This is a genomic window from Isoptericola haloaureus (assembly GCF_036689775.1).
Lineage (GTDB): Bacteria > Actinomycetota > Actinomycetes > Actinomycetales > Cellulomonadaceae > Isoptericola > Isoptericola haloaureus.
Genome location: NZ_JBAGLP010000117.1, coordinates 357277 through 373207, shown reverse-complemented (window position 1 = coordinate 373207; position 15931 = coordinate 357277). Strand labels below are relative to the sequence as shown.

The window sequence follows — 15931 nt, the reverse complement described above, 5'->3', positions numbered from 1 at the left end:
GGCCCGCGCCGATAGCGTGCCGCCATGACGACGACGCCGCAGACCTCCGTAACCGGCCTCCTCGCCCACGCCCTCGGCGCGGCGCTGCTGGTCAACGCCGTCCCGCACACGGTGCACGGCCTGGCCGGCGAGCCCTTCCCGAGCCCGTTCGCGGACCCGCCGGGCGTCGGGGACTCGACACCGGTCGAGAACATCGTGTGGGGCGGCCTCAACGCCGTCGTGGGCGGTGCGCTGCTCCGGGGCGTCGGGGGGTCCCGTCCCCGGACGCGGGTGGACACGGCCGTCACCGTGGCGAGCGGTCTGGCCACGGCGTTCGCCGTCGCCCGCTACTTCACCGCGGCCCGCCGCCGGGACTGATCCCCGCGCCGTCCGGACCGTGGCGCGGCGCACGTCGCGTCGGCTCGTGAGGTGCCCCCGGCACCCGTATCCTCGTGCCTTCGGACGAACCATCGGAGGTGGGTGTGACCGAGCAGGGGTTCCTGGCTCCCGGTGAGGCGGTCGACCTCGACAACTGCGCGCGCGAGCCCATCCACATCCCCGGGCGGATCCAGCCGCGCGGGGTGCTGCTCGCGCTGCGGACCGACGACGGGCTCGTCAACCAGTGCACCGAGAACGTCGCGGACGTCCTCGGCGTCGACCTCGGCACGGTCCTCGGCGCCCCGCTCGCCACCGCCGTCGGCGACGAGGCCGCCCGGACGCTCCTGACGCACGTCGCGAGCGTGGACGACCCCCGCCTGCGCAACCCCGTCGAGATCGACATCGCCGTCCACGGGTCGCCCCGGCGGTTCGAGGCCGTGCTGCACCACGCCCCCGACTCCGCCCTCGACGGCCGCCCCGCGGTCCTGGTCGTCGAGCTCGAGCCCTTCTCCGGCCCCACCTCGCTGACCTACACGAGCACCTTCGAACCCGTGCGCGACGCCTTGACCGAGCTCGACCGGGCCAGCTCGCTGCAGCAGCTCTACGACGTCGCGGTGCGCCGGGTGCGCGAGCTCACCGGCTTCGACCGCGTGATGCTCTACCGCTTCGACCCCGACTACAACGGCGAGGTCGTCGCCGAGGCCCGCCGGGACGACCTCAACCCGTTCCTCGGCCTCCACTACCCGGCCTCGGACATCCCCCCGCAGGCCCGCGCGCTGTACGAGAAGAACTGGATCCGGCTCATCGCCGACGTCGGCTACCGCCCGGCCGACGTCGTCCCCACCGACGACCCGGTCAGCGGCCGGCCGCTCGACCTCACCTACGGCACGCTGCGCAGCGTCTCCCCGATCCACGTCGAGTACCTGCAGAACATGGGCGTCGACGCCTCGATGTCGATCTCCCTGCTCCGCGACGGCCGGCTGTGGGGGCTCATCGCCTGCCACCACTACAGCGGCCCGCACGCGCCGTCCTACGCGGCGCGCGCCGCCGCCGAGTTCCTCGGCTCCACCCTGTCCGCCCGGCTCGTGACCCAGGCCGAGGACGACCGCGCCTCGGCCGCGCGCCGCTCGGCCGGTGTCCTGGCGCGTCTGGTGGCCGTCACGCGCGACGACGACGTCCCCCTGACCAGCGCCCTCACCGGCGACCCGGGCCTGCTGGACCTGGTCGACGCGGACGCCGCGTTCGTCGTGGCCGAGGGCCGTGTCGAACGGCAGGGCGACGCACCCGAGGAGGAGGTCTGCCGCCGGCTGGCCCACGCGCTGGCCGAGCTGGACGTCGAGGTGCTGGTCACCGACCGCCTCGCGCGCCAGGAACCCGAGCTGGCGACCCTCGTGCCCGACGCCGCGGGGATGCTGGCGCTCGTCGTGCCCGGCGGGGCCGTGGCCGTGTGGCTGCGCCGCGAGGTCGTCCAGAGCGTCGACTGGGGCGGCGACCCGCGCAACAAGGCGATCGCGCGCCGCGAGGGTGACACCGTGCGCCTCTCCCCCCGCAAGTCCTTCGCCCGGTGGCGCGAGATCGTCCGCGGCACCAGCGAGGCGTGGAGCGACGACGAGATCGACGTGGCGACCTCGCTGCGCTCCTACCTCGGCGAAGGCCTGCTGCTGCGCGGCCGGCGGGACATCCGCGCCGCCGCGACACTCCAGCGCAGCCTGCTGCCCACCGAGCTGCCGACCGTCGAGGGGTGGACCATCGACGCGGTCTACGAGCCCTCGGGCGGCGGCCTGGCCGGTGGGGACTGGTACGACGCGCTCGTGCTCACCGACGACCGGCTCGCCGTCGTCGTGGGTGACGTCTCGGGGCACGGTCTCTCCGCCGCCGCCACGATGGGTCAGCTGCGCAACGCTCTGCGCGCCCTGCTGGTCACCGGCAGCACCGCCGGGCAGGCGGTCGAGCAGGTCGACCAGCTGCTGCGTTCCACCCTGCCCGGCCAGGTCGCCACGCTGGTCGTCGCGGTCGTCGACCCGGAGACCGGAATGGTGGAGTACGTGACCGCGGGTCACCCGCCGCCCGTCGTGGTCGGTCCCGACGGCGCCGTCGTCGCCGAGGCGCTGGGCACCCCTCCGCTGGGGGTGGGCCGCCGCGAGGCGCGCACGGGGACGGCGCAGGTCGCGCCGGGCGGGTCGCTGGTGCTGTTCAGCGACGGCCTGGTCGAACGCCGCGACGAGTCGATCGTCGACTCCCTGGAGCGGCTGCGCCGGGCCAGCGAGGACGGCCAGGGAGCGGCCGCTCTCGTGCGGCTCGTCCGCGACCCGGACTCGGACGACGACGCCACCGCCGTCGTCGTGCGACGCGACTGAGCCGGACCGTCAGCGCGCCGGGACGACCGTCAGACCGGGACGACCGGCTCCCGCCGGGCCGCCGTGAACGTCGCCCAGACGTGCTTCCCGGCGCTCGTGGCGTACCAGCCGACCGCGTCGGCCAGCCGGGCGGCCAGCAGGAGGCCGAAGCCGCCGCGGGCGGAGGGGTCCTCGGCGACCTGTGGTGCGGAGGACGGGGTCCGGTCGGCGACGTCGAGGAGGAACTCCCCCTCCCGGGCGAGCAGCCGCACGGCCGCCGGGCCGCCGCCGTGCTCGATCGCGTTGGTCGCCAGCTCGCTCGCGACGAGCAGGACCGACTCGGGCACCTCGTCGAGGCTCGCGCTCCGGGCGGCCGGGAGGTTCGCCTCCAGGTCGCCCCGCAGCGCGGCGAGCTCGTCGATCGTCAGGAGCGGCCACGACCTGACCTCGCGGAACCCGTCGGGTGCGGGGGCGGCGGTGATCCTGGTGTCCACCATCTCGCCTCCTTCAGTCCGCGAGAACGAACAGCGTATCCACACCGCTCAGCTTCAGCAGGTCGAGCACACGATCCGGGACGCCCGTGAGCACCGGCGGGGTGGGCTTGGCCTCCGCGGCCTGGTAGAGCAGACGGAGCCCGCCGGAGTCGATGAAGGTCACGTCGGCGAGGCTCACGGTCAGCGGCTCGTCGGCGGTGGCGGCCAGATGCGCCTCGATCTCCTCGCCGACGCGCTTCTTCACCGCTGCGTCGACCTCACCCCACATCGTCCAGTGGGCACGGTCGGGGTCGATGTGCACCCCGCCCTGGATCTGCTGGTCGTCCACAGGCATCCTCACTCGGTCTCTCCACGGGCCGCGTCTTCTCCGCGGACCGGAGACATATAGTGCCCGATGCTCGCGCCCCGCGCAGCACGTCCGGCGCGCACCAGGTCGGGGCCTGCGCGTGCGCCGCCGACAGCGGTCGGGCAGGATCGGCCGCGAGGATCGACCGCCAGGAGTGACACGTGCCGACGACATCGTCCCGGGCCGCTGCCGCCACCGTGCTGACCGGGCTGCTGCTCACCGCGTGCAGCGCGTCCGACGGCGGCGGCTCCGACGGCGCCGCCCCGGAGAGCGCCGCGAGCTCGCTGCCCGCCTCCCCCACCGGCGAGGCGTCGACGGTCGCGACCGGGCTGGCGGCCCCGTGGTCCGTGACGTTCGTCGAGGGCGCCCCGCTGGTCAGCGAGCGCGACAGCGCGCGGATCCTCGAGCTCGCCGACGACGGCGCGGCCCGGGAGGTGGGGGTCGTGACCGGCGTCGACACCGCGGGCGAGGCGGGGCTGCTCGGTCTCGCGGCCCACGACCGCCGTCTGTACGTCTACTCCACGACGAGCGACGGCAACCGCATCGAACGGTACGACCTCGACGGGGCGCCCGGGACGTTCACGCTCGGCGAGCGGGTCACCCTCGTCGAGGGCATCCCCGCTGCCCGCTTCCACGACGGCGGACGGCTCGCGTTCGGGCCCGACGGGATGCTCTACGCCACCACCGGCGACGCCGGCGAACCGGACCGGGCGCAGGACCCCGACTCGCTCGCCGGCAAGATCCTGCGGATGGCGCCCGACGGCGAGCCTCCCGCCGACAACCCGTTCCCCGGCTCGCTCGTCTACAGCCTGGGCCACCGCAACGTGCAGGGGCTGGCGTGGGCCGACGACGGCACCCTGTTCGCGACCGAGTTCGGGCAGAACACCTGGGACGAGCTCAACGTCGTCGAGCCCGGCGCGAACTACGGCTGGCCGGAGGTCGAGGGAGTCGCGGGCGTCGCGGAGTACGTCGACCCGGTCCAGCAGTGGCGCCCCGGCGACGCCAGCCCCAGCGGGCTGGCCCACCTGGACGGCACGCTGTTCGTCGCGAACCTGGGCGGCGAGGTGCTGCGTGCCGTGCCGGTCGACGACCCGTCGACCTCCGCCGTCGTCGTCCAGGACGAGGGACGTCTGCGCGACGCCGTCGTCACGCCGGACGGCGAGCTGTGGATCGTCACCAACAACACCGACGGGCGGGGTTCACCCGGGCCGGACGACGACCGGGTCCTGCAGCTCGAGGTCGCCGGGTCCTGAGAGCGCCGCCGACCCGCGCCCTCAGCAGGGGCAGACGCAAGGCTCCGCGGCGCCGCGCGGGGCCGGTGTCGTCCGCTCGACGCGGGCGGTGCGCTCCTGCCAGGCCGCGTACCGGTCCGCGACGCGCTCGGCGACGGTCGGACGGCGCTGCCGCAGCCGGTACGTCGAGGCGGCGGCGTCGTCGGACACCATCGCGGCGACCTGCTCCGGGCGGCACCGGCCGTAGGTGGCGCGGAAGGCGTCGTCGAGCACGTCGTGCATCTCCGGCGCGACCTCGCTCAGCACGACGAAGTGCTCCGCGCCACCGACCCGGACGCGACCGCGACCGCGGGCGTCGACGACGGAACGAGGCTCGGCCGAGCGCAGGTAGACGTCGTCACCGACCTGGACGAGCCACGCCGGGGCCGGGACCACCTCGCCGAGCAGGTGGACGACGCCACCAGTGGGCAGCGCGTCGGTCTCCGGTCGGGTCGTGGCGATCGTCATGGGACTCCTCGAGGGGTCGGGGGGTGGCGGCGGCCACAGGTTTCACGGGTGACAACACCCGGGGCGCGAAATGATTCCGCCGTGGTGAGAACACCACCGAACCACGGCCGGCTCTCGTCGAGGAGTTCCCGACGAGAGGTGTACCGACAGGACCTGTCGACGGGCCGGGAACCTTCCTAGCGTCGAGCCCATGGACGACCGCAGCGAGACCCCTCGGCGCGACACCACCGCGCGAGACGTGACGTGGGCCCTGGCCGCCCTGACGTACCTGGGGTTCCTGGCCCTGCTCACGCTCACGCCCCGGCCGTGGGGCCGGGAGGTCGACCAGGTGCCCTGGGGCGTGCTGAACCCCGCCGCCTGGCTCTCGTCCGCCACGTGGACCACCGGGACGGCACGCGAGTTCGTCCTCAACATCCTGCTGTTCGTGCCGGCCGGCCTGCTGGCCGCGCGTTTCCGCGGGGCGTGGGGGCTGGGCGCCGCCGTGCTGCTCACCGGTGCCGTCGAGGTCGCCCAGATCCCGCTGGCCAACCGGCTGTCGGACCCCCGCGACATCGTCGCCAACGTCGGCGGCGCCCTGGTCGGCCTCGCCCTCGGGGCCGCCTCGCGGTCCGGCGCGCCACCGCCACCGCCGACCGGGCGGGCGACCGCCGACCCGTCGGCCCCTGAGGGGGACCGCCGGAGCATGTACTGACAGTGACTGTCTCGGACCGGCGAGGCCGCCTAGCGTCGCCGTCGGCGGTCGACGTCATCCGTCGTCCGACATCACGTCCCCCACCGAACGAGAGGTACGCACCACCATGCGCGCATCCGTCATCTACGGCGCCGGCGACGTCCGCGTCGAGGACCTGCCGGCCCCGACGATCCAGGAGCCGACCGACGCGGTCGTCCGCGTCACCCTGGCCTGCGTGTGCGGGTCCGACCTGCACCCCTACCACTCCATGCCCGCCTCGGAGCAGGGCGTCCCGATGGGCCACGAGGCCATCGGCGTCGTCGAGGAGATCGGGGACGACGTCACCGGCGTCTCCGTCGGCGACCACGTCGTCGTCCCGTTCGCCTACGCGGACAACACCTGCTCCGTCTGCCGGGACGGCTTCCAGACCGCCTGCTCCCACGGCGGGTTCTTCTCCGGGGCCCAGGCCGAGAAGCTCCGCGTCCCGCAGGCCTCCGGCACGCTGGTGCAGATCCCGGACGACGTCGACGAGGCCCTGCTGCCCTCCCTGCTCACGCTGTCCGACGTCTACCTGACCGGTTACCACGCCGCCTTCATGGCCAAGGTGCAGCCGGGCCAGACCGTCACCGTGATCGGTGACGGCGCCGTCGGCCTGTCCGCGGTCCTCGCGGCGAAGCAGATGGGCGCGGAGAAGATCATCCTCATGGGTCGGCACAAGGACCGCACCGACCTCGGCCGCGAGTGGGGCGCGACCGACGTCGTCGCCGAGCGCGGCGAGGAGGGCATCGCCCAGGTCATGGAGCTCACCGGCGGCGAGGGCTCGCACGTCGTGCTCGAGGCCGTCGGCCACATGCCCGCCTACGAGCAGTCGTACGGCGTGGTCCGCCCCGGGGGCGTCATCTCCCGCGTCGGCGTGCCCCAGTACGAGGAGGCCCCCGTCGGGTTCATGTCGCTGTTCGGCAAGAACGTCACCCTCAACGGTGGCCCCGCCCCGGTGCGCGCCTACCTCGAGGCCGCCATCCCGCAGGTGCTCGACGGAACCATCGAGCCCGGCAAGGTCTTCGACGCCGAGGTCTCCCTCGACGACGTCGCCGAGGGCTACCGGCTGATGGACTCGCGCGAGAAGATCAAGGTCCTCGTGCGCCCGTGACACCGTGACGTCGACGGCCCGGGACGCCCTGACGGCGTCCCGGGCCGTCGCGTCCCCGGGGCGGGACGGCTCCCTGCCAGGATGACCGCCATGGCCTACTTCCGACGCACCGACGCCTCGACCTTCGCCCCGACCGACCTCGTGGGCGGGGCCTGGCGCACCGACGAGCAGCACGTGGCACCCACGTTCGGTCTGCTCACCCATCTCGTCGAGACCGACCGCACCGCCCGCGGACGCGACGACCTCGCACCGGTCCGACTCACCTTCGACGTCTGGGGCCCGTACCCCCTGGCGCCCATGGACACCGTCGTGCGCGTGCTGCGTCCTGGACGCGGGGTCGAGCTCGTCGAGGCGGAGGTGTCGTGCGCAGGCCGCACGGTCGCCACGCTCCGCGCCTGGCTCGCCGGCCGCGCGGACACGACCGAGCTCGCGGACGGCACGCCGGCGACGGTCCCCGGACCCGACGAGACTCCCTCGTGGGACCCCACGACGGACTGGCCCGGCGGTTTCATCTCCTCGCTCGACGTCCGACGGACCCTCGCCGGGCCAGGTCGCGGCACGGCGTGGGTGCGGACGGACGTCCCCCTCGTCGAGGACGAGGAGGTCGGCGCCCTCGCGCGGACCGCCGGCCTGCTCGACGTCGCGAACGGCATGACCGTCCGTGCCGACCCTCGCCGGGTCGCCTACCCCAACCTGGACCTCACCGCCCACCTGTTCCGGCACCCGACGGACGGGTGGCTCGGCCTGGACACCACCGTGACGTTCGGCTCGGGCGGGACCGGGACGACCGCCTCCGTCCTGCACGACGCCACCGGGCCGTTCGGTCGGCTGGCACAGGCGCTCGTCGTCCGGCCGCTCGGCTGAGCGGGCCTGCGCCGCGCGCACCGCCGTCGTACGCTCCCGACAGCCCACGAAGGAGAACGCATGGCCCGCCTCGACCTGACACAGCGGCTGCGCACCGACACCGGCGCGGCCGTGCTGCTGCTGTCGGTCACGCTGCTCGCGCTGCTGTGGGCCAACTCGCCGCTCTCCGGGGCGTACTCGGCGCTGTGGGAGACCCCGGTCAGCCTCGAGATCGGCGACCTGGCCTTCGACATGGACCTGCACCACTGGGTCAACGACGGGCTGATGGTGCTGTTCTTCTTCGTCGTGGGTCTGGAGGTCCGCCAGGAGCTGTCGGTCGGGTCGCTGCGACGGCGCAGCCAGCGCCTCGTCCCGCTGGTGGCGGGCACGGCCGGCGTCGTCGTCCCGGCCCTGATCTACCTGGCGATCGCCGGCAGCACGGCACCCGAGGGATGGGGCGCCGTCGTCGGCACCGACACGGCGTTCCTGCTCGGGGTGCTGGCCCTGGTGGGGCCGCGGATGTCCAACCAGCTGCGGGTCTTCCTCCTGACCCTGTCCGTGGTGGACGACTTCCTGGCGGTGACGATCATCGGCGTCGTCTACTCCGAGGACGTCCGGATCGGTCCGCTGCTGATCGCGGCCGCCTGCCTCGGGGCGCTGTGGCTGCTCGGGCGGATGCGCGAGTGGCGCAGCACCCCCTACGTGCTGGTCGTCGTCGTCCTCTGGGGCGCCACGATGCAGGCCGGTGTCCACCCCTCCATCGCGGGGATGCTCGCCGGTCTGCTGGTCCCGGCCGCCCTGACCCGGCGGGCCGACGTCGTGCGCACGAAGAACCTCTACCGCGCCTACTGGCAGTCGCCCAGCGCGAGCGTCGCCCGGGACGTCCACCTCGGGCTCTCCCGGTCGATCTCGGTCAACCATCGCCTGCACGAGGTGCTGAACACCCCGGTGAACGTCGTCGTCGTGCCGCTGTTCGCCCTGGCCAACGCCGGGATCGACCTGCGGGGCGGCGCGCTCGGCGAGGCGCTCGCCTCGTCCATCACCTGGGGAGTCGTCGGCGGCCTGGTGGTCGGCAAGCTGGTGGGCATCAGCCTGGGGACCTGGGCTGCGGTCAAGGCGGGGCTGGGGACGCTGCCCGACGGCGTCGGCCCCGGCAGCGTGCTGGGCGGCGCGGCGCTGTCCGGCATCGGGTTCACCGTGTCCCTGCTGGTGATCGGCCTCGCCTTCGACGACGAGTCGCAGGTGCAGGCCGCCACGGTCGGCGTGCTGCTGGCGCTCGTCCTCGCCTCGCTGGTCGCCTGGGCGCTGTTCCGGCTGGCCCGTGTGCGGTGGGGCGAGGAGACCGCCGACCTGCCGACGACGCTCGACCCGCCGGTGGACCCCCGCCACGACCACGTCCAGGGCGAGCCCGACGCCCCGCACACGATCGTCGAGTACCTGGACTACGAGTGCCCGTTCTGCGCCCGCGCCACCGGCATGTGGCGCGACCTGCGCGACGAGCTCGACGGCCGGGTCCGCTACGTGGTGCGGCACCTGCCCCTGGACGACGTGCACCCGCACGCCCACCTGGCCGCCGTCGCCGCCGAGGCCGCGCACCGGCAGGGACGCTTCTGGGACATGCACCACCACCTCTTCGCGCACCAGTCCCGCCTCGAGGCGGAGGACCTGCGCGGCTACGCCGACGAGCTCGGGCTCGACGTCGAGCAGTTCGACGCGGACCTGGCGGACGAGTCGCTGCACGCCCGCGTCCGCGACCACGCCGAGAGCGCCCGCCTCAGCGGGGCCCGGGGCACGCCGACCTTCTTCCTGGACGGTGTGCGCCACCAGGGTCCGCACGACGCGGCGACGCTCATCGCCGCGATCGAGGAGCTGGACGCCGCGGGGCGGACCGGGCGCTGACCCGTCCCGCCCCGCGGCCGTTCCTCAGGCGCCCGGGGGCGCGGCGGGCAGGCCGCTCACCGTGACCTCGGAGACCTTCAGGTAGGAGCCCGGCGTGGCGAACGTCAGCCGGAACCCGGTCGCGACGGTCGGGTCGATCGTGACGGCTGTCGGCTGCCCGTTCGCCGCGGGGGCGACCCCCGTCGCCACCGTCGTCCACAGGCCGTCGGTGCCGCGCGCGGCGACGTCGACCGAGGCGATGGTGCCCTCGGTGTTCGTGAACGACAGCTCGTCCACCGAGACGGCGGTCTCGGGCAGCACCTCGTAGGTCGCCTCGTCCGGCGACGAGCCGCCGTCCCAGGTGGACCACGCCGTGCCGGTGTCACCGTCGCAGGCCTGCTGCGCCGGCATGACCTCGTACCGCGTCTGGTGGAACGACGCCGCGACCTGGGTCCCGGTGAGGGTGCACAGGTCGACGGGGGCCTGCGCCGGGACCGACAGCTCGCTGATCTTGAGGTACGAGCCCGGCGTGGAGAAGGTCAGCCGGAGCGCGTCGGTGGTCACCGCGTCGAAGCCCACGGTGGTGACCGCCCCGTTGGCGGCCGGGGCGACGTCCTGCGCCGTCGTGGGCTGCCACGTGCCGTCGGCGGCACGGTGGTCGACGCTGACGTCCGCGAGGGTCCCCTCGGTGTTGGTGAAGACGATCTCGTCGGCCCCGAACGGGGAGCCCGCGTCCACCGTGAACGTCACCGGGTCGTGCGTGGTGCCGCCGTCCCAGGTCGACCAGGCGGTGGCGCCGTCGTCGTCGCAGGCACGCTGCGCCGGCATCGTCTCGTACCGCGTCTGGTGGAACGACGCCGAGACCGTGGTCCCCGCGGCGCTGCACACGTCGACGTCCCCCAGCGTTCCCCACACCTCGACCTCGGCGACGGACTGCCAGGTGCTGGTGTCGGTGTGCAGGAGCACGCGCAGCCCGGTGGTCGCCGGGATCCCCGCGGCGTCGAGCTGCACGACCGGCGCTCCGGCCGCGGGGTCCTGCACGACGTCGGCGCCGACCCCGGCGTCGGTCCAGGAGCCCGAGGCGTCCCGGTACTGGAGGTCGACGCGTGACGGCCAGGTCGCACCCGCCCCGTCGGCGTAGGTGTGCAGCACGACCTCGTCGGGCTCCTGCGGGCCGTCCCAGGTCAGCTCGAGCCACGAGTCGAGCGGGTACCCGCTGCTGGACCAGTCGTCCCAGCCCTTGGAGCGGGTGTCCCCGTCCACGGTGGTGGCCGCGAGCCCGGTGCGGCTCGAGGCCGACACCGTCGCGTCGCGCGCCAGGTTGACGGTGCCGTGCTCCCACACGGTCAGCTCCCGCGTGAACCGGCGCCCGGCGCCGAACCCGTCGCCGGCCGCCAGCGTGCCGGTCACGGTCTGCCGACCGAGCAGGTCCAGGTCGGCGTCCCAGGTGACGGCGACGTCCGACGTCGTCGTCCCCGCCTGGACGGACACGGTCGCGGGGAGCACGGCGGCCGGGTCGGCACCGCGCAGGACGGTCTCCGGGAGACCGTCGTCGACGACGGTCCAGATCTCCTCGCCCGCGCCCTGGTCGTCCCAGTACGTCGCGTCCCAGCCGGACCCCCAGGCGGTCGGGTCCTCGTCGGCGGGGTTGCGCATCTCGAGCCGTCCGCCCTCGCCGACGGTGATCGGCAGCCACACGTAGGTGGAGTCGGCCGCGCCGTTGTTCCACCGGTCGCCGAGGTAGACGTGCCGCCCGCCCCCCAGGGAGAGCACGTCCGTGGACTGCGACCCGAAGGTCGTCCCGCGGCCGTCGCCGACCGACAGCCGCCCGTCGCCGCCCTCGGGGATGGCGTCGTAGGAGATGTTCTCGGCCGGGTCGTCGGCCTCGACGCCGCGGATCCAGGTGCCGAAGAGGTCGTCGGCCGAGTAGTAGGTCTGCGAGTTCGGCGCCCAGCCCGTCGCCCCGGACGCGACCGTGTAGTAGGTGCCGCCGTGCTCGAACACCGCGGGCGCCTCGAGGTGGCCGCACTCCTTGACGATCTGGAAGTCGTCGCCGCGCACGGGGGCCTGCGGCGACCCGTCGGCGAACAGGTACGGGTACTGCCCGTCCTCGGAGTACTGGATGCCGACCGTGTCCTGGGTCGTGGTGTGCTCGACGTTCGTGTAGTCGGCGTTCAGGCGCGCGATGTAGAGGGTGTGGTTCTCCTCGGAGGAGTACACGATGTACGCGCTGCCGTCGTCCTCCTGGAAGACGGTCATGTCCCGCGCCTGGCCCGGGACCGCCGAGCCGGTGCACGCCTGGTAGTCGGCACGGTTGTACAGCCGGAAGGACCCGGTCATGCGGAACGGGCCCGTGGGGCTGTCGGACACCGCGACGGCGGCCATCGACCGCGAGTACGTGCTGCCGCCGACGCTGGTCTGCCCGTCGGCGTGCCACCACATCACCCAGGTGTCGTTCTGGGCGTTGTAGAGGACCTTCGGCCGTTCGAAGATCGCGGTGTAGTCGGACGCCTGGGCGGAGTTCAGGTAGTAGTCCAGCTCGTCGACACGCGCGGTGTCGACCGTACCGTCGTCGGCCACCGTGTTGTACAGATCGTCGAAGTAGGGGTCCTCCAGCTCGCTCGCCGTCACGACGCTGCGCAGCGCGATCCCCTCGTTCGTCCAGTTCAGCGTGTCGGTGGAGCGGTAGACCGCGACGCCGGGGCTGTCCCAGTAGCCGTTGCTGCGGTCCTCCCCGTACCAGTAGTGGACGGTCTGGCCGTTCTCCTCGACCGTGACGACCTGCCCGCCGTGGGCCTGGACGTGCCGACCGTCGGTGTCGTACCAGAGCGGCTGGAAGTAGTCGGGTGCGGTGCGCCCCGGGTCGTCGATCGCTCCGTACCGCGTGTACGTCGGCGGGTCGTCCGTGGTCGGTACGCCGTCGGCCGCGTGCCCGGCGGGCACCACGGCGGCGGACAGGACGAGTGCCGCGACGGTCGACGCGACGAGTGCATGACGAGACCTCATCGTCTCTCCGTTCGTTCGCGCTGCCCGATGGGCAGCCGGCGTCGTTGCCGGATGTTGACGTCAACATCCGCAGCCGACGCTAGCGACCGTCCACAGGCTTCTCAACAGGGGGAACGCCCCGGGCGCCGAACGAACAGAAGCGAAACCGACCCGGACGCGCCACGGCCCTCGCGCTCCGGTGTCCCGGTGCACGAGGGCCGTGGCGGACCGGCGGCGTCACCGCCGGCCGCGCCCATCAGGAGCAGTCGAACGCGTCGTACGGCACCTGCTCGGTCGTGGACACCTCCTCGCCGTCGATCGTGGCCGTGCCCGTCACCGTCGCCTCACCGGCCGGGACGGACCCGGTGCGCGCCGGGAATGACCGGTAGGCGTTCCCGCCCGGGTCGACGTCCGTGACCGTCCGGGAGCCGTAGGCCGTCGACAGCTCGACGTCCATCGGCACGTCCTCGCCGTTGACCGCCCGCACCGCCACGAAGACCCTGCCGCCCAGGCAGCGCTGCTGCACGCTCGCCTCGAGCGCGAGCCCGTCCTGCGCACCGTCGTCGACGGTCGTGCCCAGGGTGAGCGGCGACAGCGAGAGCCGGTCGATGTTCGGCGCGGCCCCGTCGCTCCGTCCGAAGCGGAGGGTGCCGCCGTCGGTCTCCAGGGTCAGGCCCGAGGTCACGTCCCAGAATCCGTCCCAGGTGTAGTTGTGCCGGTACACGGACCGCGTGGTCGCCCCGCCGTCCTCGGTCGTGTCGACGAACCGGCTCACGACGTCGGTGTTGTACGGGTGCCCGAGGTTGACCTGGGCGTTGGCGTACGCGACGTTCAGCACGTACTCCCCCGCGCCGAGGTCGGCGGGCCGCTCCCACACCAGGGAGCCGTTCTGCCCGAGCCCGTCGACGTAGGTGCCCTGGGAGGCCCACCGGCTCTCCTGGGCGGCGGCCTCGCCCTCCAGCACGAGGTCCTCCGCCTCCACCTGCGCGGTCGAGGCGTCGGCGTCCCGGTCGCGCACGGTGCGCAGCCCGTCGATGGAGACCGGGGTGTCACCGGTGTTGGTCAGCACCAGCTCGTTGACCCCCCGGTGCAGGTAGACCGTCGTCGTGACCGTCGCGGCGCCGGCCGGGACGTGCCCCGCCTCGGCGCCCAGGTCACGGCCCGAGGCCGTGACCTGCACCGTGCCCTCGACGTCGGAGTCGCCGGTGCGCACCAGATCGTAGTAGCCGTCCTCGGGAGCCCCGACGAACGTCTGCGACGACGCACCCGGCGCGAGGGTGACCGCACGGGCCGCCGTCGAGTGGTCCACCGAGACGTCACCGGACAGCCGCGAGCGCCACAGCGGGAAGTGCAGCGTGTCGGGCTCCGGCTCGGCGACGTCGATCCGGTCGAGGGTGATGTCGTAGTGCACGTCCAGCGCACCGTCGTCGTCGCTCGCGCGCAGCGAGATCGTGTGCGCCCCCGCGGTGAGGTCCACGGGGACCTCGGTCCGGCCGCGGTAGGACCAGCCGAGGGTCGCCGAGTACGTGATCCGCTCGCGGAACTCGCCGTCGACGTACAGCGCGTGCTGCCCCCACTGCGTGTTCGACCCGTGCAGGATCCCCAGCTCGTAGGTCCCGTCGGCCGGCACCTCGATGTCGAACGTGGCCCGGGACTCCGGGGTGTTGAACGACCCGACGTCCTGCCGCCCGGACGCGGCGTAGTCCCAGTCGGCGGCCTGGTCGTAGACCTGGGCCGCGACGAGGTCGGCGTCCTCCGCCTCGTACGAGGCCGACCAGCCGGTCTCCGGCTCGTCGACGGCGTCGGACGTCGCCGGGACGACGGTGACCCGGTAGGCGGCCTGCTCGCCGTCGCCCGGGATCGTGACGGTGACGTCTCCGCCGACGGCGTCCAGACGCTGCACGCGGTCCACGCGCGGGGCCGAGGTCTCGCCCTCCTGCCCGGTGAAGTCGGTCGTCTCGAGGTAGACGTCGACCTCGTCGCCGATCGTCTGGTCCACGCCGTGCAGGACCAACGAGCCGCCCTCGGGGTTGCCGCCGAGCAGCACCGTGGCGGTCTGCCGGGCCTCGTCGAGCGCGGCGATCCCCTGCATCGTGTCCGGCGTGTTCTCGGCCTCCGGCGTGAGCTCGACCGTGTGGCCGGTCAGGTCGGAGTACCAGGTGTTGAGCCACCAGCCGCCGTTGCCCATCGAGGTCTGGACGGCGTGGTCGGACAGGTTGCCCGCGTAGGTCCAGAACGCCATGTCGGCGTCGACCTTGGTGTCCTCGAACATCGACAGCCACTGGATCAGGCGCCCGGGGTTGCCCATGTCCTGCCGGTTGCCGTACTCGTCGATGTTGATCGGCAGCGGCCCGATGCCGAGCTCGGCCTCCAGGTCGCGGTACTCCTGGTAGCGGGTGCGGTAGCCGTTGGTCCCGTCGCCCAGCGACCCGGTGCCGAGCTCGTGCCAGGCCATGATGTCCGGCACCGTGCCGGACTCCTGGGCGTGGGTGAGGAACTCCCGCACCGGGCCGGGGCGCCAGTGGGCCTCGTTCGGACCGACGATCAGCGCGTCGTCGTCGACGGAGCGGATCGCGGCGTACGCCGCGTCCCAGTCGGCGAAGAACTTCTCCCGGTCCCCGCCGTACCAGTCCTGGTACCAGATCCAGTCGGGCTCGTTGAACGGGACCCAGGCGAACCTCTCCGGGTCCTGACCGGAGTCCAGCACCGCCTGGACCTGCGCGCGCAGGCGGGGCAGGTAGTCGGCCTGGACGTCCTCCGGCTCCTGGTAGGGCCACCGGCTGTACTCGTCCTGCATGTAGACCACGACCTGCTCGCCGCCGTTGGCGAAGAACGGGGCGGCGATCTCCAGCGCGTCGCCGTTGGGGTGCTGCTCGCCGCCCGGCGCCTTCTGGGCGACGGTGCGCGGCCGCTGGCCGGCGATGAGGTCGTCGCTCGGGACGCCGTCGTCGCTCAGCCCGTACAGGACGCCGGTGGCGCCGCCGTAGATCTCGCCCGTGCTCCGGGTCAGGTCGACCTCGACCGTCCCGGGGGCGGCCGTGGCCGGCATCGCGCCGACGGCTGCCCCCAGTCCGGCGATCATCGCCACGGCGGTCGCCGTGGCCGTCGTTCGTCTCAGCGCCATTGCTGGTTC

The 15931-nt window shown here is 73.5% G+C and carries 12 protein-coding genes; 7 read left to right on the top strand and 5 right to left on the bottom strand.

The annotated features are described in order from the left end of the window. Positions 1–24: 24 nt before the first annotated feature. Positions 25–357: a hypothetical protein gene (locus V5O49_RS09865; RefSeq protein ID WP_332902075.1), complete on the top strand. Its 333-nt coding sequence runs from the start codon at positions 25–27 to the stop codon at positions 355–357. Between the two features lie 104 nt (positions 358–461). Further along, positions 462–2714 carry a SpoIIE family protein phosphatase gene (locus tag V5O49_RS09860; protein WP_332902074.1) on the top strand — a complete coding sequence of 751 codons (2253 nt, stop codon included), beginning with the start codon at positions 462–464 and terminating at the stop codon, positions 2712–2714. A 29-nt stretch (positions 2715–2743) separates the two neighbouring features. Here the strand turns inward: V5O49_RS09860 and V5O49_RS09855 are convergent, their stop codons facing one another. Together V5O49_RS09855 and V5O49_RS09850 are read right to left on the bottom strand one after the other, a co-directional pair. After that, on the bottom strand, positions 2744–3190 hold the full coding sequence (locus tag V5O49_RS09855; protein ID WP_332902073.1) for an ATP-binding protein: 447 nt from the start codon (positions 3188–3190) through the stop codon (positions 2744–2746). Positions 3191–3200: 10 nt separating this feature from the next. Next, on the bottom strand, positions 3201–3521 hold the full coding sequence (locus V5O49_RS09850; RefSeq protein WP_332902072.1) for an STAS domain-containing protein: 321 nt from the start codon (positions 3519–3521) through the stop codon (positions 3201–3203). 173 nt (positions 3522–3694) lie between these two features. On the opposite strand from V5O49_RS09850, the gene V5O49_RS09845 reads away from it, so the two are divergent. Continuing rightward, positions 3695–4786, top strand: a complete 1092-nt coding sequence (locus tag V5O49_RS09845) for a PQQ-dependent sugar dehydrogenase (RefSeq protein ID WP_332902071.1) — start codon at positions 3695–3697, stop codon at positions 4784–4786. 21 nt (positions 4787–4807) lie between these two features. Here the strand turns inward: V5O49_RS09845 and V5O49_RS09840 are convergent, their stop codons facing one another. Beyond that, positions 4808–5272 (bottom strand): DUF2255 family protein, encoded by a 465-nt coding sequence (locus V5O49_RS09840; RefSeq protein WP_332902070.1) that lies wholly within the window; start codon positions 5270–5272, stop codon positions 4808–4810. A gap of 190 nt (positions 5273–5462) precedes the next feature. On the opposite strand from V5O49_RS09840, the gene V5O49_RS09835 reads away from it, so the two are divergent. The 4 genes from V5O49_RS09835 (at position 5463) to nhaA (ending at position 9834) form a co-directional block, all read left to right on the top strand. Then, entirely contained in the window at positions 5463–5963 is a 501-nt protein-coding gene (locus V5O49_RS09835) for a VanZ family protein (protein WP_332902069.1), read from the top strand. Positions 5964–6069: 106 nt separating this feature from the next. Then, positions 6070–7092 carry a zinc-binding dehydrogenase gene (locus V5O49_RS09830; protein WP_332902068.1) on the top strand — a complete coding sequence of 341 codons (1023 nt, stop codon included), beginning with the start codon at positions 6070–6072 and terminating at the stop codon, positions 7090–7092. 90 nt (positions 7093–7182) lie between these two features. After that, positions 7183–7956, top strand: a complete 774-nt coding sequence (locus V5O49_RS09825) for an acyl-CoA thioesterase domain-containing protein (RefSeq protein WP_332902067.1) — start codon at positions 7183–7185, stop codon at positions 7954–7956. A 60-nt stretch (positions 7957–8016) separates the two neighbouring features. After that, positions 8017–9834 carry a Na+/H+ antiporter NhaA gene (gene nhaA, locus V5O49_RS09820; protein ID WP_332902066.1) on the top strand — a complete coding sequence of 606 codons (1818 nt, stop codon included), beginning with the start codon at positions 8017–8019 and terminating at the stop codon, positions 9832–9834. Between the two features lie 24 nt (positions 9835–9858). Here nhaA and V5O49_RS09815 read toward each other — a convergent pair whose 3' ends face one another. After that, complete coding sequence (locus V5O49_RS09815; protein WP_332902065.1) at positions 9859–12819, bottom strand: glycoside hydrolase family 43 protein; 2961 nt, start codon at positions 12817–12819, stop codon at positions 9859–9861. Between the two features lie 235 nt (positions 12820–13054). Beyond that, on the bottom strand, positions 13055–15922 hold the full coding sequence (locus V5O49_RS09810) for a CBM35 domain-containing protein (RefSeq protein ID WP_332902064.1): 2868 nt from the start codon (positions 15920–15922) through the stop codon (positions 13055–13057). Between the last annotated feature and the right edge of the window lie 9 nt (positions 15923–15931).